The sequence below is a fragment of the Leptospira venezuelensis genome (genome assembly GCF_002150035.1).
Taxonomy (GTDB): Bacteria; Spirochaetota; Leptospiria; order Leptospirales; family Leptospiraceae; genus Leptospira_B; species Leptospira_B venezuelensis.
The window spans coordinates 532,770-558,059 of record NZ_NETS01000010.1; the positions used below are offsets into that span (position 1 = coordinate 532,770).

A 25,290-nucleotide genomic window follows, 5' to 3' on the forward strand; every position below is an offset into this window, starting at 1 on the left:
GGACAAGAATTGCTTGCCTGAGAATAAAACCAGGGTTAGGAATTGATCCCCATGTTTTTCTCATCCGAAAATTCTTCGGCGAACGATTGTTCTTTTAAACGATTTAAAACCATTCTTTCCAAATCCATTTTGGTATTCTTTCTTGTATTTTATGCCTTAGGGGAATGGAAACTATCCGCCGAAGAAACAAAGATCCAAGCTAGAAAAACAAGTAAGCATGAAATGGGATTTCATCCATACGCTCAAGAAGGTTATTTCCAAGCTTGGAATTATTCTTATACGGATGACCAAACTTGGATTTTTGCCACTTTTATAATAAGTAATCTAGGACCAGGCACCAGAAATTGCGGGGTAAGTCTCGTGGTTTATGATAAACAAAACGGCACACAATTTTCCACCAGAGAATATTCAAAAGACGAACTAAAAACAGAGAGCGGAAATCTAGAATTAGAAATTTATGATAGTTCCGTTTATAAAGGAGAGGGCGGCCCCGAAATCAAAATGATTACAGACTCTGCCGAACTTGTTATCAGTTATAAAACTAGTTGGTCCAAAGCAGTTTCTCTTTCAGGAGGAAAGATACATCTGCCTGAAAAAGATAGTTTTGTGCAAGCAGACATGGCATTCTCTTCTGTTCCTGCAAAAGGACATTTAGTCTTGAACGGAAACAGAATGGAGTTAAATGGAAGAGGTGGAATGGAACATCTTCTCACCAATTACGAAGTATACAAATACAGTAGACGTTGGGAATTATACCGCTCCATCAATAGTGCAGGAGAAAGATTATTTGCAGGTGGTTTTATAGGGAACGAAAACTTTCCAGGAGAAGAGGTTAGAACAGTAAGTGCTTTGGATCCTGCCGGAAAAATGTTATTCTCTGCAAAAGTATTGAAGTCTGAAGTTTTAGAATCGGAGACGGAACCTTTTTCAGGCTATCATTTACCGATCAAAGAAAAGTTTTATTTAGATGAAGATGGTTCCTGTAGTTTAACAATTTCTCGAAGGCAGAATGTTGGACAGATTTATGTTCTTTCGAATATATCTGCAGTACTTAGATTCTTTGTTCGATTATTTTTTACAAAACCTTATCAGCTCTATTATATCACCGATTCTAAATTGGATTGCGCCCAAATTCCCGAAGGAAATCTCCCGAAAGATAAGAACTTCCGGGGGATTTTTTCCTATTATCTGATCAATCCTTAGACAGTAGATTTTTTACTACGAAGCAACAGATTTCCGTAATATATCGCAGTTAGAACGATCATTATCCAAGGAATCAGATTCCCATAGAGAATATAAAAACCAGGAGGGGAATCGATCACTTGGATTTGTTGCCAACTAGTTTCCGCTTTCATTAAAGAAGTGGATTTACCTTCTATAAAATTTCCCAAATGATCCACATAACCTGAGATCCCGGAGTTAGTAGAACGAACTAACCATCTTCTCCATTCTATCGCTCTCAATCTTCCTAACTCAAAATGTTGGTCACTTTCAGTAGTGGTTCCATACCATTTGTCGTTGGTAAGATTTGCAATAAACTGAGGATTTCCAGAGTCTTTGAACTTTCTTACAAACTCAGGAACGATTACTTCGTAACAGATCAAAGGAAGGAATAAACCTTCGTCTTTCAATTCTGTATGAGTTGGAGAATAATAATTTCTTACAAATTCAGCATCTATCCCTTCTGTTTTTTCCCAAGTAACAGGTAAAACAGTCTGAGGATTTTCTTTAGGAATATCAGAATAATAATGCAGAAGATCAAAAGATTCACCCGGATCGAACCTTCCAGTCTGAGGACTAAGATCATACATAAACTCAAAAGGCATTGTCTCTCCAAACATTACTAAATATTGTTTTTGATAAGCTTGCCTTCTTACTCCATTCGGGTCATACACTACATTATTATTAAAGTATCTGAGATATTCTCTTCCGGAACTTTTAGTCTTATAGGCAGCATCTATTTCATTAAAGAATACTGTAGCCTTGTATCTGTTCGCAAAAGAAACCATTAAGGAATCAAACCTAGGCCAATAGATACGATCTCCCATCTTTATCTTAAGCAATTCACGGTTCGCCGAAAAATATGGGATCCCTGCTTCCGGTAGAACGATCAAGTCCGGATTTTTACCAGCTCTTTGGACAGCATTCTCAACCATCTTGTCCATTCTACCCATCAGATCTTCGATTACTTCTCTAGGAGATCTGCCCCGCTCGTCTCGAATACTCATAGGAGCATCCGGTTGGACCACTAAAACTTCGAGAGTTTTAGTTGGAGTTACATTCTTCCATTTCAAATACAAAGTGGAACCAACGACCACAAAAAGAAGAAGTAGCGAAAAAGGTAAGGTCCAGAATTTTATAAAATGAGATCTTTTATCTTTGGATTTTAAGATCTCAGGAAGATGTAAGAGATTTGTTTCAAAGAGTGTGTAAGAGATTACGAATACTAAGAAGGAAAGTCCGTAAACTCCAGTGATCTCCACTGTTTGAGCGAGTATGATATTTCCCGCCGCAAGGTTTCCCCAGTACCAAGGGAATAATTGGTAACCAATCATGTCGGCGGCCATTCCGCAGACCCCAGCTACCCAAACACTATGTTTACCTGCCCTTCTAGAAAGAAAAGAATAAGAGACTAAGAAGATAGGGAATTTGGCCCCGAACAAAACACCTGCTGCGAGAAGAATGATAAATGCGAGAGGCCAAGGAAAATTCCCAAAGACCATCGCCATATGATGGATCCAATGAAATGCTATCGCGTAGAAGAATACCCCAAATAGGAAACCGTATCCTACTAGTCTCCAATATCTTCCGGAATATTTATGAGTGATCCAAAACAGACCGAAAGGTGCGATCCAAACTAAATGGCTGAGATAAAAAGGAGCAAAGGCTAAGAATGCAAATGCCCCCATCCAGAGAAAACAGAAGAAGTCGAAAAACAGTGTTTTTTGAAACTCTCTAAAACGATGTAAAAAAGAATCCATGGGTATCAACGTTGATCGGAAAAAAAACCTTTTGAGTCAATCTATTTAGGTTCTGGTGAAGTGCTTGCCGTAGGAGATGGAGGCATGAGTATACCAATAACACTGGTCGAATCATGAGCTCTCCATATTTCAAAATTATCGGTAAAAATCCTCTTCACGGAACTGTAATGCCCCAAGGGAATAAAAACGAGGCCTTACCTATTTTAGGCGCTGTCTGTTTAGTTCCAGGTGAAGTTATTATCGAAAATATTCCCCAGATCTCTGACGTACTCATGCTCATGGACGTTTTACGCCATTTAGGAATGGAAGTAGAAGATAAGGGAGAAGGTACGTTTTTATTTCGTAATAATGGAAACCTAAAATCGGATCTTCCTGCAGAACTATGTTCCAAGATCAGAGGAGCTGTCACACTAGCAGGTCCCATTCTGGCCAAAACAGGAAGAGTATTTTTACCAAGACCTGGCGGAGATAAGATCGGGCGTAGAAGAATGGATACTCATCTTCTTGCGCTACAAGCACTTGGCGTTCAGATAGCAGTATTTCCAGACGGCTACGAGATCAAAGGGGATAGACTGAGAGGCATAGACCTTCTCATGGATGAGGCTTCTGTTACTGCCACCGAAAACGCAGTAATGGCTGCTGTACTTTCTGAAGGTGTAACCATCTTACGTCATGCAGCTAGCGAACCACATGTACAAAGACTTTGTAAATTTTTGGTTTCTGCTGGTGCAAAAATTTCAGGGATAGGATCCAACATTCTTACTATTGAAGGTGTAAGCTCTTTAAAAACGCCTGAAAAACCTCATAGGATCGGATCCGATTATTTAGAGATCGGAAGTTTTATTAGCTTAGCTGCAGTCACAGGCGGAGAAATTTTTATCGGAGATGTGGACCTGGAAGATATCCGGATGATTCGCATGGTATATTCTCGCTTGGGGATAGAAGTTCGTCCTCAAGACGGGGGCATTTTAGTTCCTTCTGACCAAAAAATGGAAATCATTCCTGATTACCATGGAGCCACTCCTAAAATAGATGATTCTCCATGGCCTGGCTTTCCAGCAGATATGACTTCCGTTGCGTTAGTCACTGCTACACAATGCAAAGGAACCGTACTTATTCACGAAAAAATGTTCGAGTCTAGATTATTCTTCGTTGATAATATAATCTCGATGGGTGCTCAAATTATTCTCTGTGATCCGCATAGAGCGATCGTGATCGGACCAAATCGTCTATATGGACAAAAAGTAGCGAGTCCAGATATCAGAGCAGGAATGGCAATGATCATCGCAGCACTTTGCGCAGAAGGTACAAGCTCTATCCATAATATCGTGCAGATAGACAGAGGATTTCAAGACATAGATACTAGACTTAGATCTCTAGGCGCTCATATTGAGAGGATAGGTGAAGAATGAACCGAAAAGACTTCTTCCGGAAAGGCTTAGCAAAAGCTTTTTCCGTAATGGAAGAAGGCGTTAATGAAATTTCGGAAACCTGGAAAACTGCTGTAGAGGAAGATAAAAAAGCAGAACCGGAAAAGATCCCGCCTAAAAAAACTCAGATCAAGGTCCCAAAACCTAAAACTGTAAAAAGTAAATTTAAAGGTTTTAGAAATTTACAATTTCCTCCGGGAGCAGATGCAAAAGGAAAACGATTCTTTTCTAAATGTACTGCGTGCAGTGATTGTATCTACGCTTGCCCTTATTCAGTTCTGTTTCCGGTTCCCGACGATAAGACCGGTAAACATTTTCCTCACATGGATGTGAATCTGAATGCATGTATGTTATGCAAAGATTATCCATGTATCTCTGCTTGTGAGACAGGTGCTCTTTTACCTTATAAAGAAAATCAGTCTCCTAAATTCGGAAAGGCGAAAGGTTTCTTCCAACATTGTATCAACTCCAGAACTGGGGAAAAAACCTGCGAGACCTGTTCTATCACTTGCCCAATTCCAAATGTGGTTCAGTTCAAAGGAAACAAACCCAGCTTTTCGAATGATTGTGTAGGTTGCGGATTATGTGTTTCTTCTTGTCCTACATTTCCTAAGGCAATCCAAGTACAATGAGTTACCTTTCCAAACTTTCAGGTTTGGTGTTTTTACTTTTATTCCATAATTCTTTAATCGCAGATCCAATTCCAAATAAGATCAAGATCGGAATTTTATCTAAATATCACCCAGACTCAGTTCGGATTACCGCAAAAAATTCGAGGATCCAATATTCAGGTAGAAATAGTTTGGAAAAATATAAAACGATTTTGGTCAGAGCAGAAGAAGATCAAATTAGGATTATTGACGGAGCAAAAAATTCAAAATCTGAACATATCCTATTTTCAAGCGGAGAATACGAACTCGAAGTTCCAAAAGACCAAAATGCTAAAAAATATTCGGGAGATCTGGAAATCACATCTTCCAAAGGAAAACTAAAACTCATACTCACTATTCCATTAGAAGAATATGTGTTAATAGGAATGATCTCAGAATTCGGGGATCTATTTTATCCTAAGAATGAAAAGGATCCAAATCCAAACTGGAAACAAGAGTACATCTCTGCCTCATCAGCAATGATCCGTTCTTATGCATTAGCAAACCTAGGAAGACATTCGAAAGAAGGTCACGATCTTTGTGATCTGACTCATTGCCTTCAATTTTCAGGAAAATTAAAAAAGGAGAATATAATCTTCTCTAATTCTAAAAAAATTCTTCTGCTAGATAAAAATGGAAAAGTTTTAGAGACTTTTTTTCATTCTACATGCGGCGGAAATTTATCTTCTCCTTCTGTTCTTTGGAAAAATTTTAAAAACCCACAATATTATAGATCAGGATCCGATTCACAAGGCGGAGATATTCAATGCAAAAATTCTCCCTATTTCTCTTGGGAAACTTTTATCTCCATAGAAGAATTGGAATCCGCCTTGGAAGCAAGGCAGATCACCGAGTTAAGGCCAAAATATTCTGAATCCAGAGTAAGTTCCTTAGAATATAAAGATTACTCTGGAAAAAAGAATATCCAAGCCTCTGAATTCTTATCTAAAATCGGTAAAACATTGGGTTGGAATAAAACCAAGAGTAACGATTTCAAGATCGAAACAAGTGCCCGAGGATTTTACTTTAAAGGAAAAGGATTTGGACATGGGATTGGTCTTTGTCAATACGGTGCCAGAGAAATGGCTTTTAGAGGATCAAAATCCGAAGAGATACTTCGTTTTTATTTTCCAGGTGTAGAACTGAGGCAAATCCCTTGAAACCATTTTCTGCCGCACTTACAATATATTTATTTTTTATAATATTCTTTTTTGAGACCTTAAACTCCCAAGCTGCAAGAAGAAAAGTAGAAGGATTTGAATTTTATTTTTTAGGTGACTGGAACAAACACAAAAACCCTGGAAAATTACTCGAAACTTTCGCAGAAAAATTTGTAATAGAGATCAGGTCCGAATCGGAAAGATTGGAAAAAAGAATTCCACAAGAAGCTCAAATCTTTGTCTCAGAAAACTCCGAGGTATTCAGAAAATACTCTGGGCAACCTGGAACCATAGCGGCGTTCTATTCTCCAATAAGTAATAAATTCTTTTTTCAAAATCCAGAAAGCCTAGCTAAAAAAGGAATTTTAGATATAGTGATCAAACATGAGATCTGCCATTTTTTAGCTCCAGAATCTAAATCTGAATCTTCCTTTTGGATGCAGGAATCTTATTGTGAATCCTTATATCCTACAAATCCAAAACCTTCATCTGCTGATCTTAAGTTTCCATGGAGATGGGAAAAATTCGACGAAGAATGTATAAAGGAGATCCATACAAAAAATGGATCTAAAAAGAAAGTTTTATACCAGAAACTTTTTCTATGGGGCTCCTGGCTTTTAAAAACAAAAGGAGAAGCGAGATTTAGAGCCTTTTTAGAACTTCCAAATCCTGAAATCCAAAATATATATTCACAATTTATAAAGTCGAGGTATTGACTTTGCAAAGCAAATGTCGTGTAGGAATTCCAACAAAATAAGATGAACCAGTATGTTGGAGCTATACAAACGATTCAGAAAACCTTCAATTTACCCCAATCTTCTCCCTCTTTTCCTGAACCGAAAGAGATCACCAATCTTTCAAAAACTTTTAGTTTATCCAAGATAGGTTGCACATCTCTATCAATTGTTTTGGAAGTATATTCAGGAGAACCTTCCGCTCCATATAAATAGAAACTTTTTAGATCATCCATAATTCCAGGAACACGAATTACTAAATGATGTGGATAGTAGGCCAATTCTTTTGCTGGACCAGAAGAGAATAGATCCGCTTGATTCGGTCTGTTCCCATTTCCAGACGAAACAGTTTCTTCTGCACTTTTTCTATCAGAAGCTAAATATTTCCAATTTCCAACTTTCAAAGAAGCAGGAGTATAAAAGCCGCCTTTTCTCAAAGGATAAGATTCTAAGTTTGTATTTTGATAAGAAACCTTAATCGGATTTCCCACTTTGAATATGGCTTTTAAAAGTTTATCGTCCGGAACAGAGGCTGGCAGAGAAATTCCAAATCTTGGATAAACCATTCCAGATTTGTATTCCAATCCATTAAAACTGAGAGCGATCCCTTTTTCAGAACCAAAGTATTGTTCATGGATGCCTGCATTTTTACCGAATGAATTTAAACCTTCTCCAAATTCTTCCCATTCTCCGCTTATGGATTCTAGAGATTTCCAAACCTCAGATGGTTTTAATTCTTCAGAATAAAATACTAAGTTTGTTTCGCGAGGTATGACTTTGGAGAGAACGGGGCCAGAACTAACTACTTGGTTTTTATCTCCGCCTATCTTAAAAACTTTTCCATCCAGATTCCTTCCCGCTTCCCAACCTAAAAGTAAAGCGGCACCCGAATTTCCGAAGGATGGTTTAAGAAACGGAGCAATCAAAGAATCAGTTCCTGCATATAGTAGAACTTTATTCTCTTTTTTAGAAGCTTCTTTTCTTAGAACATCAAAACCAATTTGGTTTCCTAGAGAATCATTATTGGCAGAAGAAGCCAAATCTAAAGATTTTTCTAATAGATCTTCAGAATCTGTGAGAATGATAAAATCTCCCAGAACAATTGCTAAAATTTTTCCAGAACCGAATTCATATTTAAAGGCTTCTAAATTTCCGAATTTTTCCGAGCCCGCTTCAAATTGATCGGCAAAATCATCTGCTGAATGTGTATTCTCGGAACCTGTAGGTGTATAATATCCTTCCTCAGTTTGAGGAGGAGTTTGAGGTTTTTCTTGTTTAGGAGTTTCCTTAATTACTATTTTTTCTCCCTTGAATGCAGTAATCAAACTCACTCCAAGTTTGGAACTTGCACTTGCCTTACCGACGAGTAAAAAATTGGATTTAGGAAAAGTAGCGGCAGCAACAGGTCCATCAAACAAAGCAGCTAGTCTGGATGGTTTAGTCATAACCCCTGCTTTGGCTTCTAATAAATATAAAACAGAACTGATCTTTCTAAGTTCAGGTAGGGTAAGAATTTTTTGAAAAGTGCCATCTTCTGAAAGTTCTTTTCCCAAATTGGTTTTTTCTATATCCTCTACGAACTCTACCGGACGGTAAACTTCCACAACCACGCTTGCTTTCTTTGGGATGAGGAGAGCAGGGTCTTTGATAGATGAATCTATGGAATATCCTTTGAAAGAAAGATAAAATCCTATCGCCAAAAACACAATCCCCACACCAGTAGGAACTCCTACTTTAGGATCTTTTAATATGTTTTCTGTAAATCCAACTTTAAGCTGTTCCAAAGAATCTTTTGAAAAAAGGGCTTTGATCTTAGGAATTAATTTTGTTTTGAAAATTTGGATGCAAGTTCTCATTTTATTTACCTAATTTAATTGCAGAATCTTTACTTTTATAATCAATTTTATCCAGAAGGAGCCTAGCCAAAGATTTAGCCTGATTCCCTCCGGAACCGTTGTCCACGAAAACGGTCAGCACATACGATTTTCGATCTTTACGAAAAGATAATACTGCCCATCCATGAGTTTCATATTTATGCATAAATTTAGTTCCAGTACCGGTTTTTCCACCCAGGATCTCTAAATTTCCTTTCTCAGAAGAATACATATTTTTCAAGGTTCCTGCTTTTGGAACCTCTGAAAGAACGGAAGCAATCCATCTTGTATCCTTTCCCATAAAAGGATTCTCTTCCGAACGGACAGGTTCTTGGGTTGGTGCCCAATAGGGGGAAAGCCTTGGGCCTTCGTTCCAAATGGAAGAATACAACTGAGAAATTTTTAAAGGGCTGAGAAGAAGCCCACCTTCTCCAATAGATGCGGCTACTTTTCGGAGAAGGCTGATAGAGATGAAATTTGTATCAGAAGGCTCTATATAAGAATCCAATCGAGATCGAGTGGATTTTCCTAGACTCCAATCCTCATGCAGTTTAGAATAAAATAGATCAGGATTAGAAGATGCACTCGTTAAAAAATATACATTACAAGAATGAACTAAAGCGGATCTGAGATCCATTTCTCCATGACCATTTGCCAGAGAACATCTCAAGTATTCTTTTCCGTTTTTATCTTTAGGTAAATGAAATATGTTTAAATCTGATTTTATCGGAGTTAAATTTTCCTTCGGATAAAATCTTCCTTTGCATAAAACTTTCCTATCAGGAGAAAATCCAAATCTGTCTTTGTATTTTAATAATATTAAAGCAGAGAAAGTTTTTACCAAAGATCCCGGAGGTAATTTTTTAGAAATCGCAATCTCTGGTCTATAAATGTATTCCACTTTTCCGGAATCCATTTCCATCAGTACTACTGAAGATAGTGAATTTTTAGACTCGAACTCTTTTACGGTCTCATCCAGATAAGAATAAGAAAATTTAGGAGCTGCGTTGATTCCAGATGCCGAAAAAAGGGCGATCACAAATAAAATTCTGCTTTTATAATATACTTTGAAATTCATTCTGATCAGTCCGGTTCTATCTCAAAATTTCCCAAATGATATACTTGCTGGGCCCTGGTCATTGTGAATTGGTATTGTTTTCTTTTTTCTCTGGGGGTTCCTTCGTATAGAACTACATATACCTTGGCTCTGGTAACCTGAGAATTAAAAGGAGCGTAATATTGTGCTTGGACTGCATAATTTCCAGGCAATGCCTTTGACATAGTATATGTCTGAGGTGCAAAAGTAGCATCATCATAAACAAGATTTCCCCCGGATTTAGTGGAAGTATGTGCCCAGTAACACTTCTCTCCTGAAGGATCAATCACCCAAAGATCGGTATAACTCGCAGTATCCCAAGTCAGAACCACTTTGATATCGCGAGCAGGAACCTTTGCAAAAAAACTTACCTTATCATATGCTTTACCTGCTCGAACCTCTACTAGATTATCTCCAGGAGAAGCCACGGTGCTAAAGGAAAACTTTCCGCCGTACAAAGGCACCATCTGAGGGATCCCGTTTATAACTACTGTAACTTTCTCAGGGTTGATGCCAGTTACAGTTCCGGAGATTTTCTGTATTCTTTCTGTAGTAAAACCACCGTGAGGAGAATCGATCGAAACAGTTTCCGCACCTAAATACATTATAGAAAGTGAATATATTATGACGACCGAAGACAGGATTTGCATTCCAAGGCTTCTGCCATACTTTCTAAAACGACTTTTTGGATCGGAAAAAAACATCTTAAGATTCCGGATCTATTTCAAAGTTTGCGATATGATAAACTTGTTGGGAACGGGTCATTACAAACTGAAATTGTTTTCTTTTTTCGTTTGGTTTTCCTTCGTTCAAAACTACATACACATTCACTCTTGTGATTGGCTTATCATAAGCTCCGTAATACTGAACCTGTATGGAATAATTTCCTGGTAATGCCTTGGACATTGTAAATGTTTCCGGGCCATATCCATCTACTACGTCTACGTCCAGATTCCCTCCAGACTTAGTGGATCGATTTGCATAAAAACATTTTTCTCCAGTAGGATCTAAAACCCAAAGATCCACATCGGTCGCTGTGTCCCAGGTTAGAACTACTTTGATATCCCGAGGAGGAACGGCGGCGAAGAAGGAAACTTTATCGCTTGCGTTACCTGCTTTCACTTCGATCAGATTTGTTCCAGGAGCAACCACTGTGCTTAGGGAAAATTTTCCTCCCTGCAAACGGATCATCTGAGGAATTCCATTAATTACAATCGTTGCCTTTTCCAGATTTCCACTCACAGAGCCGGAAACAGTCTGGATTCTTTCTGTAGTGAATCCCCCATGAGGAGAATCTATTGTAACTGTCTGCGCAGACATCGTAGATCCAAAAAGAAAGAAAGCGACCAGGAGTAGATTATTGACCAACGTTAATTTCATCGTCTGAACTCGCTCCTGTTACTTCTGAATAATACATTAAGGAAGCTCGAGCGGGGATGACCTTATACTTCCCTCCTACTTCTGCTCTGATGAAGTATCTGATCTTAAATTCTTTTGTAGGACCTCCAACAAAGAAAACAGCTCTATCATCATAGACCTGACGACTTAGATATTCCATCTTCAGATCACCTGCATAATACTCCGCATCTCTTTGTAAAAAGGAGAATCCAGGTAACAACGAATCCTCTACCTGATAATAAGAATCTACATCTCCTTCTTTCTGGACCGAAACTTCGACCATTACCAAATCTCCCGGTTGGAAAGTTTTGGATTCTACAGGAGTGATATCATTCGAATCTACTTTCAATTTATAGTAAGTTCGTTTTACTTTAATACCATTGGAGTAAGACTGGATTTTTTTACTTCGATCCGTGTAATACAAGGAAGCAGTGGCATAAAGAACAGGTCCGTCCTTCTTCAAAACTTCCACCTTATTTGGGCCTGAACGTATCAATTCTGAAGGAATCGGGATCTTATATAATTCTCCTTGCTCCGATTTTGGAGGAAGAGTTACTGTTTTTAAACTAGTTCCGTTCAACACGATCTCTACATTTGCTGGAGTTTCAGATTCGCGAACAGAAGCCAAAAATTCTGATAACGCCAAAACAGCTGCAGATGTATCCCTCGAATTATTCCAAGCAAGTTCGATACGATTAGATAAAAGAGAAGAAGCAAGATTAGCAAGAATGACCTTGTCTTCTCCCAATCGAACTCCTGCGCTTAATAGTGCGGAAATTGTTTCGATCCTATCTTCTTCCCAACGAGGATTTTTACCGTAGGAAGTGAGTTTGAAGAATGGTTTTTTGCCAAATCCGCTAGACTCTACCCCTTTCTTAAACCAGGTAGAAGCCTCCGCCTTCTTACCTTTATTGGATAAAGTCAATGCAAGAAGTGCCTGTCCGTATTGGTTCAGTTTGGAAGAAGATTTCACCAAACCATCTACAATGGAATCTTCTAAATTTCCACCTTCACTTAAGGAGAAAATAATATATGCTTTTGCATTCGGAGAAAGATCTCCTTTACCTAAAACATCATATAAGTAGGCTCTTGCTCTGTACAATACAGGAGCGCTAACCTTGGCTCCATTTTTCTGACTAACTGCCAATCCCCTATAAACATAAGCAGACATCAGAACATCACTTTCTACACCGCCGTCGAACCAGCCGAATCCTCCATCAGTACGTTGGAGTTCCGACACTCTTTTGAGCCCTACATCAATCATCTTCGGAAGTTCTTTTCTAAGCTTCTCATTGATGAATCCTGCTTTCTGAGCAGATAAAAGTGGATAGAACCTACTCATAGTCTGTTCCACACAGCCATAAGGATAATCTGCAAGATAATCCAAAGACTGTCTTAAAGCAGGTAAGGAAGCGGGGCTGAGTCGAACCTCTAAACGAGGATCTCCTAACTCTTTAGGTGCCTCTAAGTTTAGAACTCCTGAATGTTCTCCTTCTTCCATTCCTAAACTATCCGAAATAGTTTTAGGTAATCCCCAAGTCTTAAGTGGAATTTCTGATTTTAGTAAATCTTGGTAGCCAGCACCCACAGCAAGAATGCTTATCTTTGCTGATTTAATTTTTGGATCTGCAAGAGTTTGCACATCGAAATGTAGAGATTGGTTTTGTCCAGGCTCTAAATTGATAGTTGTCTCTGAGCTCCCTACAATTTTTGCACCTTCTGCCTTTAATGTAACCTTAACGGGCAGTTTATTAGGAGACTGATTCGAGATCGTAGCGGAAACTTTTTGCGTCTCCCCTTTGATAATAAATCTTGGCATTCCGCCTAAGATCATCAGATCTTTTTTAGTAACAAAACTGACTTGTCCTCTTCCTACTTTTGTATCAGGAGTAATTGCAATCGCAGTCACTCTCCAAGAAGTTAAATTGTCCGGAAGATTGAAACTAATTGTTGCAGTTCCATCAGCTCCCGTCTTAACTTTTGCATTCCAATAACTTGTATCTTTAAATCGATCTCGAGCCTGTTCCTCGTTTTTCATTGCTGAATAAACCGAGTCTCCCTTTTTACCTAAGGCCAGTTTTAATCTTTTATTTTCAGAATAACCGAAAAACTTATAAGCGGAAGCCAAAGTAGTTTGCACGTTATTTCTTCTTGGATGATAGAAGAATGTTCCTATATTTGGGGTCTTCTCCTCTTTGATCTGATAAATAGCTTCATCTACAATTGCGAGAGAAACTTCTGCAGAAACGCCAGCGCCACCCAATCCGGTAGTTTTCAATTTGATCTCTGCTTTGTCTCCCGGGCGATATACCTTTCTTCCAGGTTCCAAAGCCACTTTTAGGAACTTCTGCTCCGGAGGAGCGACCACTCTTACCTGGCTTTTATAGACATCATTTCCTGAAAACTGAACCGCAGATAACGTGAAGTTTGGACTCATCTCCGCAGTAATCGGGACCGCATATTTCAAAGCATTCCCTTTCATTTTCACCACTTCTTTTTTGAAGATACGATTCCCTTCTAAGGTAAGGATCATATGTCCGTTAGAAATAGGGCTCAAGACCAGAATTTCTGCAGTATCTCCTACTGAATAAATATCCTTACCTGGCTTAAGAGTAATATCTTTGAAAGGAATTTCGATTGAATCGGAAACGGACGAAGCCCAGAAGAACGTTTCAGATTTTGTAAGATTTCCACTTGGATCTTTGGTCTCGGCAACCAAAACAAATTGTCCTCTCTTAGGAATTGTAAAAGAAGCAGTACCAACACCCGAAGCAGAAGTCATCACAGACAAAGAAGAAATTTTAGAACGATTTGCCTCTCTTACAAATTGAATATCTCTATTATAAAGAATAAGATCCACATTTCGATTTCCCACCATTTTCTGGCGTTCCACTTCACTCAAAGTTTTATCATAAGCGATCAAATTTACCGTTAACTTTGCTTCTTTACCTGGTTCATAAACTGAATTATCTTTTGAGATCCTAACAAAGAATGCACTTCGATTCACAGAGAAGGAAGCGGATCCATCCAAGGTCATGTCCTCGGATTGAACAGAAGCAATGATCGTGTAAACAGAATCTGCATCTGATTTATCCGGTTTAAAGTTAATAGAATATTGCCCTTTAGAATCTAACTTTCCTTTTCCGTCTAAAACTAATTCTTGTTTGTCACTTTGACCAGATTGTTCCAAGTAATCGGAAGAAGCATCGAAGTTGATCGTCCCAACAGGTGAATAATCGAATTTTGGTCTTCGGAATACTCTATAAGCAACCTCTTGTCCTGCAACAGGTTGGCCGTAATAATATCTGGCCTTTACAAGAGCGTTAACTTCTTCTTTTTGCAAATAATTGGATTTAGGAACGGACACTGAAACTAAGAAGGTTGGTTTCTTATAAGCCTCCACAGCGAATTCAGTTTGAAAAGTTTTATCACGGAAATTTAATATGAGAGAGTAATTTCCAAGTGTTGCGTTCTCCGATTCAGGAACTACAAACTCTCCAGAAAAAGTTCCATTATCTCCTGAGATATTGATCGGAACACTCGGAATAGAAGTTTCTCCCTGTTCACTTGCAACAGCGATTACACCAGCACCGGAAATAGTTCTATAATCATCCTGGGAGAAGTTTCTAACAATTCCCTTAAAGTACACAGTATCTCCTGGCCTATACACAGGACGATCTGTATACATATAGGCCCTCGGCCCACCTTCTCCATAAAAGGAACTGGAATAAAACTCTGGATCGGAAACAGAATATTCTCCATTCTTATGAGCAAGAACCAGACCTTTTACAGGACTTCTTCCTTTATAAAAGTAAGTTCCATCGGAGCCAGTCTTTCCTGTTTGGAATGCTTGGCCATTCTCCAAATTGAAAAGAGTCAGATCCACATCCGAAACTGGCTCTCCACTATCTTTGCGGCCGACATACACAAATGTCTCTGCATCAGATTGTTTTACTAAAAAGTTTAAGCCCGATTTGATCAGAATTGTATAAGCTAACTGAGATCCAGAAACCCCTTCTACAAGATAAACACCATTGTCTCTGATCGGAACAGGAATCCTTCGATACGCCCAAAAAGAAGTAACCGTAGGAATGGAGAATGTTGCGACCAATTCCTGGTCTTTTAAAATAGCGGGGACCGCGAGAGATTTATACTCATCAGGTTTTTCATAATCAATTCCTAATGTTTTTTTCAGCTCGGATCTTGTCTTGGAATTGAATTCTTTTCTCGCAACTTTACGGAAATCATTTCTGAATTTATCAACAGTTCTAGTAAAAAGTGCGATAGGGTTTCCGAATGCGCTGTCATTATTCTCTTGGACCAATCTTTCCTTTACTTTTTTGGTCAAGAATGCTTGCGGGTCCGTGATCTTATATACTCTAAATTCGTAATTTAAGGTTCCGTTTCCTTCCAAATTCACATACGCGTTTTCGCCCGAGCCAAAACTTCTGTCCGTTCCCAGATAAAATGCAGCGGAACCGAATAAATTCGGTTTCACATAAAATAATCCTAATGCAGAGATCAAAATTGCGAGAAAAGAGAATATTATCTTTTTACGATCCGATACACGAGTTCTCATTCTGAAATTCCTATTCTAAAATCCGAAATCTATAAACCCCAAGAAAATTTCGGTTATTCTTTTCCGGGGAAAACAACACACTTCTTTCCAATTCTTTTGCTCGGATCAATTTGATCCCTCGATCCGAACCCGTATGATATAAAAGCTGAGGATTTTTACCTTCTCCCTCTACCAGGATCATGGAATGGAAGTTTGATCCAACACCACGATCCGATCTAAAAAAGAGAATATCTCCTGCAAGTCCATACTCCAATTCTTTGGAAACAAAGGAAGTATGGAACTTTTCTAAACTTTCCGCGTCTGCAAATTCTCCGAATTTGTCCTCGCCGGCCCGAAATAAATTTTTACCAATATAGGGTATATCCGGGTAATTAAATTCCCGGACATCGGGCAAATTTTTATCCAGTAAGATCCCGGTCCGAGTTTGCCAGTCCTGAGTATGGGCCTTTAGAGACTCCTTATATGCAAAACGAATCAATCCGCTGCAATCCCTTTCCTTTAGATTCCAGGAGGAATTCTCTTTTAAATATTGTGACAAAGAGATCCGTACAAACCAGTCCCGAAATGCCTGACGATCAGATTCAGTTCTAAGCTCTGCAGAATCAGGAAATCCATCCTGATCAAAATCCCCATCTCGGCTAAAAAGGGAAATCTGGACCGTTTTTCCTTTTTCAGTTCGGATTGCAATATTTGTCGGAATCTTCCCCGCTTGGACGCGTAAGATGTCTTCTCTTTCTGTTTTTTCGCTCGAGAGAAGTTTGAGTACGTTAGGATCAAACTCTTCCCAAAGAAAATGATCATTTGTGCCAAAAATTGGATTCGAAATTTTTAAAACGGCAACCGATTTACCGTCCGCAGGCATCCTTAATTCAGTAGGATCCAAAATGGATTCGAAGTAAGAATTACATTCAAACAGAACGAATATTAGAAGATAACAAATCCGAAACTTCAAGGAATGTAATCGTAACTCTCACCATCGACAATGAGTGTAGTTGAGTTTATGGAATAGGGAAAGCAATTAAATGGACCTGACAAGAACGCATATTTTTGGCAAAATGATCCCCCTTCAATCTTCCAATGAAAATTAATTAATGTATCCGAAACGATACAAGAGGAGTCGTGACTAACTATTCGATAAGTGCCATATACACTTAAGTTAAATTTATATGTTAGCGTATCTTGATCGCATGGATTTGGAGTTGAACTCTGTTGCCAAGTTCCGTTAAATTCGGGATGTTGAGACAACGGAATTTCGAATAAGTTTCCCCAAGAATTATATAATACCAATTTTTCTAAGTTTTTATCATCTTCCTTAACTTCACAAAAGGTTACTGAAAATAGAATAAAAATCATTAGAGAACACTTCATAAAAATCAATTTTTATTTAACCTCAGTCTTTTAATCATCAGTATAATTAAATTATTATATTACAAATTGGATATTAGGGTTCAAGCATATTCTCCAAAGAAATAATTTCTTTTTGCATTATGTCATATCAAACCTATTCCAGAAAAGTAAGGATTGAAAAATAAAGTCATGTGTGCTTTATGTGCCGAATGTGTTTAAGAATTCCCATCCTATTTTTTTTGATAGTACTTTTTGCTAACTGCGGGCAATCAGAAAAGTCATCAAATTTATTCAGCTATTTAGTTTCTCAAATTTCCCAAAACTCTTCTGAAACTCAGCTAAAGGAAGAAGAGGAAATTAAAGATCAAGGGTTCTACTCGAAACACGTTCAGACAAAATTACAAAATTATACAACGATAAGGGAATCCGAAACTACTCCGGCTGTAGAAAATCCTCCTTCCGAGTTGAAAGATAAATCCAATGGAATAATAGCATTAAAGAATATTATTATTGGTGAGCATGGGGAAATTAATAGTAACCTATATTCTTTGGGATCATGCAGAGGATTATTCGGAAAGAATGGTTGTTTGAAAAAACTAAGTAGTATAACTCTTTTTACCAAAACAATACAAAATTCAGGTTTTGAAGTTAAAGGTGATAAGGTGTTTTTATTTCCTTATTCAAAAACCCTGGGTAATATTTTTGCAAATGATCTAATCAGACTTCCAAATACGACTATTACAAATTTCACAAATAGTATTCAATCGTTGCCTAAGTTACCTCCATTCGTTTTTGATCAAAGCTCTTCTACAAAAGAATTTCTTATACCGACAAATGGCTTTGAATTACCGGAGGGGAAATACGGTAAAATTAAAGTTAAGTCGAAATTTACAGTAATACTTAAGGGGGCGTTTATTCTTTCAACTCTATTGCTTTAAATCAATACTCTTCCTTAATTTGTGAAAAATTATGTATAATTTTGGTTAGCGATAGCGTAGAACTCGGTTTTAAGTCGAAACTTTATTCCCAATCGAATATATCTAATGATCTTCTTATATATATAAACAAATTACAAAAAAAGCGTGATTGGATATTTGACGACGAGGGTCTTTCTTCCGTTGGGAATAATTATGTAAATGCAAGCATCTATTCTCCTTATGCAGATATTCGAATAGGAGACAAAAGTAAGGTAACAGGCATATTAATCGGAAAGAATGTTTCAATCGCGAACGGATCTAAGATTGTTAACGATTTCGTTTCAGAACCAGAGATACCATTAGCTGATATTGAATATGAAATTAGTTCTTATAAACTTTACCTCGATCAGACAATAAAATTTAACCAAAATTATGAAAATAATTTAAAAGTGAAACTTAGCGATCTGCTCAACGGAAAGTTTGGGAGTGCTATTAAATATCCAATTTTTCCTAAAGGTGAATACTCAAAGATCATTTTTAGTATTAAAAAAGCTAAAGGAATAGCAGAAGATGGTTCAGAAATAATCATCAATATTCCAAATTCATTAAATGAGTCTTATTTGGAAATTAAGGGACCTTTCGTTGCGGAGGGAGGAAGGACGATTAGTATATTAAGTAATAAAAATCATTTATTTAAGCTTTATGAATTAATTTCTGGGGAATACTTTCACTCTCCTATTTTTACCCTCATTAATTATTCCTCTTTATCCTCCGAAATTGAAAGTAAATTGAGTGTTTTACCAAAAGAACGATATGATGAAATTATTTCGGAATCTGACTTAATCTTAACTGCTAAAATAGATTCAACACAAAGTTACATAGAAGATTATATGGGTGTTTCCTTAGTTTTTACAATAGCCCAAGTAAAACCAATCAATTGTTTAAAATCGAGATTTGATCTAAATTGCTCACAAAATAATATCCTAAATGTAAAAGGTTTAGGAGGGAGTATAGGGGAAAATATAATGAAGACCGAGAATGCTGCATTTTATAGTACAGGCGACCAATCAATTCTCTTTTTAAAAAAATCTATATCAGATATAATTTCTGTCCAAGGTAACTTTGGAAAGGTGGAATTATGAGTTATAAGAAAATCTTATTTTTATTAACCTTATTAATATTTCCAATCGCGATTATTTCATATCAAGTAATGGGTGCGCGGTGGGGTTCTCCGATTGGTCCTATTAATCCGAATTTTGCAATCTATCAAGCTACATATGGCTATGATAATTCATTCAAAAACAATTTGGGATCTAATTATAATTCCATCGTAGAACAATCAGTAGCAGCCTGGAATGGGAAATCAAATTTCGTTTATGTAACCCCCGCTTCTTTAGATCCATTTGGTGGTGCTGGTGACCCCCCTAATGTACCCCTAAGGTTCGACACTACGTTAAATATATTACGATTTTTACCTTCTTCAACTATTGGTGTAACATTACCCCAAAGATCGGGCTGGTTGTTAACAAGTGCGCCAATATTTATTTTTGGTCTATATTTTGACGGAAGTGTAAATTACAATATGTATAATGATCAAAACTATTTCAAAGCAACTGTTACACACGAATTGGGTCACGCAACTGGGTTAAACCATTCTGCTGATTATTCCGCTATTATGTACCCAACTGTAAATATATCCGTTACGAAACCGGCATCTGACGATATAAATGGTATTCGGTCGATTTATGGTTATAGACCGCCACCATTATCTCCGGAAGAAGCAGTTGATCAATTTTGCTCTATTTTTGGATTAGAAGGAAATGATGTAGTTTGTTTATTTATCATTTGTTACTTAGCCGGAATTTGCAGGTAAGGAGTTAAATTATGAAAAATTTTAGATTATTTTTGATACTTCTATTTCTTTACAGTACTGAGCATTTTTCTCAACCCATTGGGCAAGTTTGCACAATTCCATATAAAGGAATCTGCATAGAACCAAAGAATACCAATGGAATAAATTTTGTAAAAAATATCTGTGAAACTGGTGGCTTTGTACTTTCAAATGGAAATTGCATTTCTCAAACACCGCTGTCTTCGTGTTATATAGCTAAAAATGATATTAGTTATACTGTATATTATCTTCCATTTATTTGGGATAATATCGGAGCAAAGGCAAATTGTTTATCAGTTTTAGGTAGTTACTCAAATTAGTTCATGCTTAACAAAACCAATTTAATAATTATTTTATTTTTTTCTCTAAATAGATGTGTAATTGTCGATCTTGAAGCTCAGCTTCAAAATAACCTTCTTTCTAGATCTGAAGCTGTTGAAAATATTTCTAATGCATCAATTTTTCGTTTTACTGCTTGTTTAAATAAATCAGATATAGCTGATGTTTTGAATTTTACAGATTTCACAAATAATTTGATTTGCAATGGATCATGTAATAATTCAAATTATTATAGAAAAGAAGATGTAGATTACCTATATAATTCCATTTTATTTCTCCCCTGCGATTTCGGTTCGAATTTCTTTATACCAAAGATAAAGCCATTCAAAATGGAAGATATTCAGCTTAAATATTTAGGCTTATAATTTGATATTTCATTGTCCTTGCTTTCAACGCGGCAAATGAGACTCTGAAGTTTGTTGCTGGATGTCTTTCCAACTACTCTGTTTTAATAAGTTTGGAAAATTAGAAAAGGATTTTTTGAAAGAAAGAAAAAGAGAAGAAACTCAATAACCCAATGCCTTCCTGATCTTTTCCGGAATGTCCTCAAACTTAGGATATTTATGTTTTTTGCCATCCGGAAAAATAACGTAGTAAGTTCCATTTAGAACTTCCATATAATAATTTCCCTTCTTCTTTTGACCAATAGAAGATTTGTCCATCTCCTTTACCATGGCCTGGTATCTAGAAGGTAGTTCTTGCCAAGATCCATAGACTTGGATCTCTCCTGCATGGTTCACAGTGTACATACCGTTCTCATGCATGATCTTGATCCCGTTATAATCAAAAACTTCTAGAACATTTACTTTAGGTTCTTTCTTTTTAGGTTTTTCATTCGGATCAAAACTCACAGGTTCGTCCGAAGGAATATTATACTGAACTACCGATTTGGAATCTTGCCTTCTGTTTCTGGTAAGAAGTATATAAAGATAGGAAAGGCCGGACAAAGCCAGCGCAGCAAAAATCAGATAATCAAAATGTCTGGCTATCCATCCCATCACTTCAATCTATACTCGATAGCCTTGCATGCAAAAGGAACAGGATCCCCCGCTTGGGTCCAAAAGCTACATTTTTCGAATGCAACAGAGGCGACACAGTTATCTACATCCTTCTTCCTTTGTTTTCCCGGAACTAAAGAAGTGATCTGTCTGTTTGATCCGCATTCTGCGTCCTTTGCAGCGTAAGCTACTATGATCTTAGTACCTGCTTCTCCAAAAGTATAAAAATCGTCGTCCACATTGGAGCAATTCGACAAACCGAGAGTTAAGATTATAAGAAGAATTAGATTTTTACTGGCAGTTTTAAAACTTAAAGAGTTAAATTTCATGCTCCGGCTTCTTAGGTAATAATCGTATTTTTTCATCCAAAGGAAGATCAACTTCTCCTAAAGAGGTTTTGTATCTCACACTTCCTTTCATTCTCAAATTCGGATCTTTTCCTGCGACCAAGTTCGTGACTACTAAAATTCCAAGTAATAGTTTATCCTGATTTTCCCTCTTTTCAAAGCTTGTTTCTATCCTGAGCTGGACTACAGTTTTGGAAAAAGCGGGAACTTCTGTTTCTTCGTCCGAGATCACACGAGCTAATTCTGTATCTTTACCATCGTTGCCAGCAGTAATTACACCAAGATCGAATTTATAAATTTTAACAGAAGAATCGTTCGGATTCTCTATTTCCAATTTAGATAGCATCACGATCTTAGGGGCAGGAGGAAAAGGTAGAATTTCTACCTTTTCTGTTTTGGTTTCCAAAATCCTAAACTTGCAAGCCTGCAGCTTTTTGACATTCTCCCTTAGATCTAATAAACAGGAGCTGAAGACTAAACTAACTCCTAGAACTAAAATCCAAGGTCGGAACATTCTACCGTTTTCAGAAAGGATCCGCATCAAAGCTCCCAACCATTGGAAATGAGAACCTTTCCTCTGGTCATATTATTCGTATATTCTTGGATCGCTTTGTCTGCCTCTTTAAGTGGGAACTTAGCAGCTATCTCTGTTTGGAATTCTTTCTTTCCTAAAAGGGAACGGATCTCAGAAGTGATTCGCCAAATCTTAAGAGGGTTTTGCTGCGGCATCCAAGAAGAAAGCCAATAACCTTCTATCTTTTTGTCCTGAAAAATACCAAGCCCCGCATGAAATGAAATAGGCTCTTCCGAAAGCGCACCGTAGACTACACATTTACTTCCATACGGCATAGCGGCTAACGCTCTTCCTGGAAGTTCTCCTGCAACTGCATCCAATAAAATGGTAGCATTCAGTTTATTGGAAAGAACTCTGAGCTCCCTGTCAAAATTAGGAGAACTGGAATCCAATACATGTTCAGCGCCCATAGATTTAAGAAGATCAACTTGTTCCTTTCTTCTTACCACTTGGATGCCAGGAATCCCTTTTTTATTAGCAAGTCTTAATAACATTCTTCCTAACGCGGAAGCTGCAGCAGTTTGAACATATGCTTTATGCTTTTCTCGGGTAACTTGATCTAACAAGGCCCAAGCAGTGATAGGGTTCACGAACAAACAAGCACCTTGTTCTAAGCTTACATCTTTTCCTAAAGTAAAACAAGAATACGCGTCAGTAATCATGTATTCTGCATACGGCCCATCACCTTTGTTCGGAGCGACACATGCAACCGGTTTGCCTACGAGAGAATTTGCTCTCCAGCCTCCGCCGCTTGCAATTACTACACCGCTTCCTTCAAAACCAGGAACGACAGGAAGTTTTTTCTTAATTCCGTAAAGTCCTCTCATGAACATTAAATCTGATGGATTGATAGAGCCAGAATGGACTTTAAGCAAAACTTCTCCCTTCTTAAGAGGTTTAAGTTCTTTTTCTACGATCTTAGCTCTTCCCGGTTCGTTACTGTATTCTTTCAATTCGTATGCAAGATACGACTTTGGTATTTCGAATTTTTTCGCCATTTGATTACCCTCTCACTCTTCGTCCTTTAACGTCAGATGCCGGATTGTTTCCGGTTTATTTTCTAGTATATGATTTTGTAAAAATACTTCTGCATCTTCCTGTGTTTTGATAGAAAACCAAAGACCTTCCGGATATGAAACCTGCACTGGACCCAGCTCACATCGATCTAGACATCCTGATTTTTGGATACGGATCTTACCTTTTAGCCCAAGTTCTTGTACTCTCTTTTTCATATAAGCGAGCAATTGAGGAGAGCCTTTGGGGCCGCAAGAAGGTCTTTCTCCTTCTGCTCTGACATTCTCGCAGACAAAAACATGCTTATCAAAATACATTAGAGCCTTGCCTTTCCTCCTATATTCCAATATAGGCAAAAGCTTTGAACCCATTTTTTCAGAGATTAGTTTGAAGCTCTAACGGTTGCCAGAACCTAAAAAAGATTTTTTTATGGCCTAAGAGGCTCATTCCAGAGTATTTACTCATATTTGGAGAATAGGATGAAACGATCCGTAATACTAATTTTATTATCCTCATTATTACTTTCTCTTTCCTTATGCAAAAAGGAAGAGAAGCCTGTATTAGAGACAGAAAAACCTCTTTTCGAAAAAGTTTTGTCGGAAAACGATAAGGTAATTCAATTTCTCTTAACAACGGAGAGTGTTTCTCCGGATGTAACTGGATTAATTTCTTCCTTAAATTCTTTGGGAGAAGCAAAAGGTGGCTTGGAATCTTCAGCACTAGAAATGAAAAATGTTCTGGAAGGGGCAAAATCTTCGGATGTGAGAATATCCTTTGAGGCCTATTCTAAGTTTAGCGAAGTTTTAGCGAGTACAATGAAGGTGCGTGGACTACAGTCTGGAAGAAACCGTTTCTATTGTCCGATGGTCAAAAAGACATGGGTTTTTTCTGGCATGAAAATCCTGAATCCATACGCTCCGGATATGCGTGATTGTGGTGATCTTATTCCCTGAAAACGAAAGACAACAAGAAAGAACCTGTCTAGCTGGAGTCTCCGAATCCAAACCCTGTCCCGGAAATTGTAGGGATTTTTACAGGGAATCGAATTGGAATGATTCCGGTGAACAGGCTTGTTTTGCCTTCGAAAAATTAGAAAAATTTTTAGAAGGAGTCAGCTCCTTCTCAGTCGGAGCCACGGCATTCCAACAAGCTCCCGCAGATATTTTAGAAACCTTTTCCACCAGATCCGAAATAGGATTCGATCTAGTCAGATACTTTCTTTCCATCTCTTCTCCAGACCAAGTCATGTCTACAATCCTGGAGATGGACGATTCATTACTCTATAGGATCGTAAAAGAAGACTTTAAAATATTCCAAAAACTTAAAAAAGAGAAGAAGGTCTTTGGAACTGAAACTAATTTCTTGGATTCCAAGGCTGCACAATTTTGGAATGGGCTTCCCCCGGAAAGGATATCCAAATTTATATTATTCTGCCTTAGAACTAAGAAAGATAATATATTCGCAGCCAGATTTTTGGGACTCATGCCAATCGAAACTCTTCTTATGTTGGGAGAATCCTTAGGATTAAATAAAGAAGAAGAAGCGGAACTCTATAGAGGGTTAGAAGATTCCTTATACGAATTCCCGATCCGATTCCCAGGGATCTATCCTCATCTTCTTGAATTATTTTCTGAAGATCCTGAGATCAATATCATACTTTCAACAATGGAAGGGCTTGTAGAAAGAAAAGAATCTCTATTAAGAGCAAGAGAAGAAGTTCTCAAAATTATAGAAGAAGCCCACAAAAAGAACTCTCACCAAGAAGTATTAAATTACCTGAATACTCTAGATAAGGATGCGGCCTTAGAAATTTTAGGAATGTTAGAAGAACAGAACCATATAGGCTTTTCCGAAAAAAGCCTATTGTCCGCTTATATCAAAGGAGAAGAGTCCGACTTTATCACCTTCGGAAAAAGGCCTCAGGTTTTTAGAGTAAAATAAGATCTAAAAGATATCGATCA

Annotated in this window: 24 protein-coding genes; 12 read left to right on the forward strand and 12 right to left on the reverse strand. The window is 37.6% G+C overall.

Features of this window, described 5'->3' with window-relative positions; all coding sequences use genetic code 11:
* Window positions 1-51 precede the first annotated feature (51 nt).
* Entirely contained in the window at window positions 52-1,203 is a 1,152-nt protein-coding gene (locus B1C82_RS09665; RefSeq protein ID WP_086447383.1) for a hypothetical protein, read from the forward strand.
* On the opposite strand, the gene B1C82_RS09670 is transcribed toward B1C82_RS09665, so the two are convergent.
* Entirely contained in the window at window positions 1,200-2,981 is a 1,782-nt protein-coding gene (locus B1C82_RS09670) for an apolipoprotein N-acyltransferase (protein ID WP_086447384.1), read from the reverse strand. The genes B1C82_RS09665 and B1C82_RS09670 overlap by 4 nt on opposite strands.
* 113 nt (window positions 2,982-3,094) lie before the next feature.
* Between B1C82_RS09670 and murA the strand changes: the two genes are divergently transcribed.
* Genes murA through B1C82_RS09690 form a run of 4 tightly spaced genes read left to right on the forward strand, consistent with a single transcriptional unit; the run spans window position 3,095 to window position 6,937 of the window.
* Entirely contained in the window at window positions 3,095-4,393 is a 1,299-nt protein-coding gene (gene murA, locus B1C82_RS09675) for a UDP-N-acetylglucosamine 1-carboxyvinyltransferase (RefSeq protein WP_086447385.1), read from the forward strand.
* The gene (locus B1C82_RS09680; RefSeq protein ID WP_086447386.1) at window positions 4,390-5,043 is read left to right on the forward strand and encodes a 4Fe-4S dicluster domain-containing protein; all 654 of its coding nucleotides are present in this window, start codon (window positions 4,390-4,392) and stop codon (window positions 5,041-5,043) included. Before murA ends, B1C82_RS09680 begins: the two co-directional genes overlap by 4 nt.
* A complete protein-coding gene (locus B1C82_RS09685) occupies window positions 5,040-6,221 on the forward strand; it encodes a SpoIID/LytB domain-containing protein (RefSeq protein ID WP_086447387.1) in 1,182 nt (393 codons plus the stop codon). Before B1C82_RS09680 ends, B1C82_RS09685 begins: the two co-directional genes overlap by 4 nt.
* Window positions 6,218-6,937: a hypothetical protein gene (locus B1C82_RS09690; protein ID WP_086447388.1), complete on the forward strand. Its 720-nt coding sequence runs from the start codon at window positions 6,218-6,220 to the stop codon at window positions 6,935-6,937. Before B1C82_RS09685 ends, B1C82_RS09690 begins: the two co-directional genes overlap by 4 nt.
* Window positions 6,938-7,011: 74 nt before the next feature.
* Here the strand turns inward: B1C82_RS09690 and B1C82_RS09695 are convergent, their stop codons facing one another.
* From B1C82_RS09695 to B1C82_RS09720, 6 genes are read right to left on the reverse strand one after another with little or no spacing between them, the layout of a single operon-like run.
* The gene (locus tag B1C82_RS09695) at window positions 7,012-8,811 is read right to left on the reverse strand and encodes a hypothetical protein (RefSeq protein ID WP_086447389.1); all 1,800 of its coding nucleotides are present in this window, start codon (window positions 8,809-8,811) and stop codon (window positions 7,012-7,014) included.
* A 1-nt stretch (window position 8,812) separates the two neighbouring features.
* On the reverse strand, window positions 8,813-9,907 hold the full coding sequence (locus B1C82_RS09700; protein ID WP_086447390.1) for a penicillin-binding transpeptidase domain-containing protein: 1,095 nt from the start codon (window positions 9,905-9,907) through the stop codon (window positions 8,813-8,815).
* A 5-nt stretch (window positions 9,908-9,912) separates the two neighbouring features.
* Entirely contained in the window at window positions 9,913-10,575 is a 663-nt protein-coding gene (locus B1C82_RS09705; RefSeq protein ID WP_411550323.1) for a DUF2135 domain-containing protein, read from the reverse strand.
* 55 nt (window positions 10,576-10,630) lie between these two features.
* Window positions 10,631-11,305, reverse strand: coding sequence for a YfaP family protein (locus B1C82_RS09710; protein WP_086447392.1), 675 nt, complete (start codon window positions 11,303-11,305; stop codon window positions 10,631-10,633).
* Window positions 11,283-15,902 (reverse strand): alpha-2-macroglobulin family protein, encoded by a 4,620-nt coding sequence (locus B1C82_RS09715; protein WP_086447393.1) that lies wholly within the window; start codon window positions 15,900-15,902, stop codon window positions 11,283-11,285. The genes B1C82_RS09710 and B1C82_RS09715 overlap by 23 nt, the downstream gene beginning before the upstream one ends.
* Before the next feature lie 10 nt (window positions 15,903-15,912).
* Complete coding sequence (locus B1C82_RS09720) at window positions 15,913-16,854, reverse strand: DUF1175 family protein (RefSeq protein ID WP_086447394.1); 942 nt, start codon at window positions 16,852-16,854, stop codon at window positions 15,913-15,915.
* A gap of 634 nt (window positions 16,855-17,488) precedes the next feature.
* Here B1C82_RS09720 and B1C82_RS09730 point away from each other — a divergent pair.
* Genes B1C82_RS09730 through B1C82_RS09750 form a run of 5 tightly spaced genes read left to right on the forward strand, consistent with a single transcriptional unit; the run spans window position 17,489 to window position 20,761 of the window.
* Complete coding sequence (locus B1C82_RS09730) at window positions 17,489-18,187, forward strand: hypothetical protein (protein ID WP_157894121.1); 699 nt, start codon at window positions 17,489-17,491, stop codon at window positions 18,185-18,187.
* A gap of 41 nt (window positions 18,188-18,228) precedes the next feature.
* Window positions 18,229-19,308 carry a hypothetical protein gene (locus B1C82_RS09735; protein ID WP_086447397.1) on the forward strand — a complete coding sequence of 360 codons (1,080 nt, stop codon included), beginning with the start codon at window positions 18,229-18,231 and terminating at the stop codon, window positions 19,306-19,308.
* Window positions 19,305-20,039: a matrixin family metalloprotease gene (locus B1C82_RS09740; RefSeq protein WP_086447398.1), complete on the forward strand. Its 735-nt coding sequence runs from the start codon at window positions 19,305-19,307 to the stop codon at window positions 20,037-20,039. The genes B1C82_RS09735 and B1C82_RS09740 overlap by 4 nt, the downstream gene beginning before the upstream one ends.
* A gap of 11 nt (window positions 20,040-20,050) precedes the next feature.
* Window positions 20,051-20,377, forward strand: a complete 327-nt coding sequence (locus tag B1C82_RS09745) for a hypothetical protein (protein WP_086447399.1) — start codon at window positions 20,051-20,053, stop codon at window positions 20,375-20,377.
* A gap of 3 nt (window positions 20,378-20,380) precedes the next feature.
* Entirely contained in the window at window positions 20,381-20,761 is a 381-nt protein-coding gene (locus tag B1C82_RS09750) for a hypothetical protein (RefSeq protein WP_086447400.1), read from the forward strand.
* Between the two features lie 141 nt (window positions 20,762-20,902).
* On the opposite strand, the gene B1C82_RS09755 is transcribed toward B1C82_RS09750, so the two are convergent.
* The 5 genes from B1C82_RS09755 to B1C82_RS09775 are packed head-to-tail and all read right to left on the reverse strand — an operon-like array spanning window position 20,903 to window position 23,646.
* Entirely contained in the window at window positions 20,903-21,394 is a 492-nt protein-coding gene (locus B1C82_RS09755; protein WP_086447401.1) for a hypothetical protein, read from the reverse strand.
* Window positions 21,394-21,723 carry an LIC13255 family lipoprotein gene (locus tag B1C82_RS09760; RefSeq protein ID WP_086447402.1) on the reverse strand — a complete coding sequence of 110 codons (330 nt, stop codon included), beginning with the start codon at window positions 21,721-21,723 and terminating at the stop codon, window positions 21,394-21,396. Before B1C82_RS09760 ends, B1C82_RS09755 begins: the two co-directional genes overlap by 1 nt.
* The gene (locus tag B1C82_RS09765; protein WP_086447403.1) at window positions 21,713-22,282 is read right to left on the reverse strand and encodes an LEA/WHy family protein; all 570 of its coding nucleotides are present in this window, start codon (window positions 22,280-22,282) and stop codon (window positions 21,713-21,715) included. Before B1C82_RS09765 ends, B1C82_RS09760 begins: the two co-directional genes overlap by 11 nt.
* Complete coding sequence (locus B1C82_RS09770; protein ID WP_086447404.1) at window positions 22,282-23,313, reverse strand: zinc-binding dehydrogenase; 1,032 nt, start codon at window positions 23,311-23,313, stop codon at window positions 22,282-22,284. Before B1C82_RS09770 ends, B1C82_RS09765 begins: the two co-directional genes overlap by 1 nt.
* 12 nt (window positions 23,314-23,325) lie before the next feature.
* Complete coding sequence (locus tag B1C82_RS09775; protein WP_086447405.1) at window positions 23,326-23,646, reverse strand: (2Fe-2S) ferredoxin domain-containing protein; 321 nt, start codon at window positions 23,644-23,646, stop codon at window positions 23,326-23,328.
* A gap of 162 nt (window positions 23,647-23,808) precedes the next feature.
* Between B1C82_RS09775 and B1C82_RS09780 the strand changes: the two genes are divergently transcribed.
* Together B1C82_RS09780 and B1C82_RS09785 are read left to right on the forward strand one after the other, a co-directional pair.
* Window positions 23,809-24,282, forward strand: coding sequence for an LIC13259/LIC11441 family protein (locus B1C82_RS09780; protein WP_086447406.1), 474 nt, complete (start codon window positions 23,809-23,811; stop codon window positions 24,280-24,282).
* Entirely contained in the window at window positions 24,266-25,270 is a 1,005-nt protein-coding gene (locus B1C82_RS09785; protein WP_086447407.1) for a hypothetical protein, read from the forward strand. The genes B1C82_RS09780 and B1C82_RS09785 overlap by 17 nt, the downstream gene beginning before the upstream one ends.
* Window positions 25,271-25,290: the final 20 nt, after the last annotated feature.

What these genes read in the sequence shown, in the direction of transcription:
- B1C82_RS09705 (WP_411550323.1), bottom strand. Translation starts at nt 10,575, where the DNA reads ATGCAAATCCTGTCTTCGGTCGTCATAATATATTCACTTTCTATAATG.
- B1C82_RS09760 (WP_086447402.1), bottom strand. Translation starts at nt 21,723, where the DNA reads ATGAAATTTAACTCTTTAAGTTTTAAAACTGCCAGTAAAAATCTAATT.
- B1C82_RS09765 (WP_086447403.1), bottom strand. Translation starts at nt 22,282, where the DNA reads ATGCGGATCCTTTCTGAAAACGGTAGAATGTTCCGACCTTGGATTTTA.
- B1C82_RS09680 (WP_086447386.1), top strand. Translation starts at nt 4,390, where the DNA reads ATGAACCGAAAAGACTTCTTCCGGAAAGGCTTAGCAAAAGCTTTTTCC.
- B1C82_RS09665 (WP_086447383.1), top strand. Translation starts at nt 52, where the DNA reads ATGTTTTTCTCATCCGAAAATTCTTCGGCGAACGATTGTTCTTTTAAA.
- B1C82_RS09755 (WP_086447401.1), bottom strand. Translation starts at nt 21,394, where the DNA reads ATGGGATGGATAGCCAGACATTTTGATTATCTGATTTTTGCTGCGCTG.
- B1C82_RS09750 (WP_086447400.1), top strand. Translation starts at nt 20,381, where the DNA reads ATGCTTAACAAAACCAATTTAATAATTATTTTATTTTTTTCTCTAAAT.
- B1C82_RS09745 (WP_086447399.1), top strand. Translation starts at nt 20,051, where the DNA reads ATGAAAAATTTTAGATTATTTTTGATACTTCTATTTCTTTACAGTACT.
- B1C82_RS09740 (WP_086447398.1), top strand. Translation starts at nt 19,305, where the DNA reads ATGAGTTATAAGAAAATCTTATTTTTATTAACCTTATTAATATTTCCA.
- B1C82_RS09780 (WP_086447406.1), top strand. Translation starts at nt 23,809, where the DNA reads ATGAAACGATCCGTAATACTAATTTTATTATCCTCATTATTACTTTCT.
- B1C82_RS09715 (WP_086447393.1), bottom strand. Translation starts at nt 15,902, where the DNA reads ATGAGAACTCGTGTATCGGATCGTAAAAAGATAATATTCTCTTTTCTC.
- B1C82_RS09670 (WP_086447384.1), bottom strand. Translation starts at nt 2,981, where the DNA reads ATGGATTCTTTTTTACATCGTTTTAGAGAGTTTCAAAAAACACTGTTT.
- B1C82_RS09710 (WP_086447392.1), bottom strand. Translation starts at nt 11,305, where the DNA reads ATGAAATTAACGTTGGTCAATAATCTACTCCTGGTCGCTTTCTTTCTT.
- B1C82_RS09770 (WP_086447404.1), bottom strand. Translation starts at nt 23,313, where the DNA reads ATGGCGAAAAAATTCGAAATACCAAAGTCGTATCTTGCATACGAATTG.
- murA (WP_086447385.1), top strand. Translation starts at nt 3,095, where the DNA reads ATGAGCTCTCCATATTTCAAAATTATCGGTAAAAATCCTCTTCACGGA.
- B1C82_RS09775 (WP_086447405.1), bottom strand. Translation starts at nt 23,646, where the DNA reads ATGTATTTTGATAAGCATGTTTTTGTCTGCGAGAATGTCAGAGCAGAA.
- B1C82_RS09700 (WP_086447390.1), bottom strand. Translation starts at nt 9,907, where the DNA reads ATGAATTTCAAAGTATATTATAAAAGCAGAATTTTATTTGTGATCGCC.
- B1C82_RS09695 (WP_086447389.1), bottom strand. Translation starts at nt 8,811, where the DNA reads ATGAGAACTTGCATCCAAATTTTCAAAACAAAATTAATTCCTAAGATC.
- B1C82_RS09685 (WP_086447387.1), top strand. Translation starts at nt 5,040, where the DNA reads ATGAGTTACCTTTCCAAACTTTCAGGTTTGGTGTTTTTACTTTTATTC.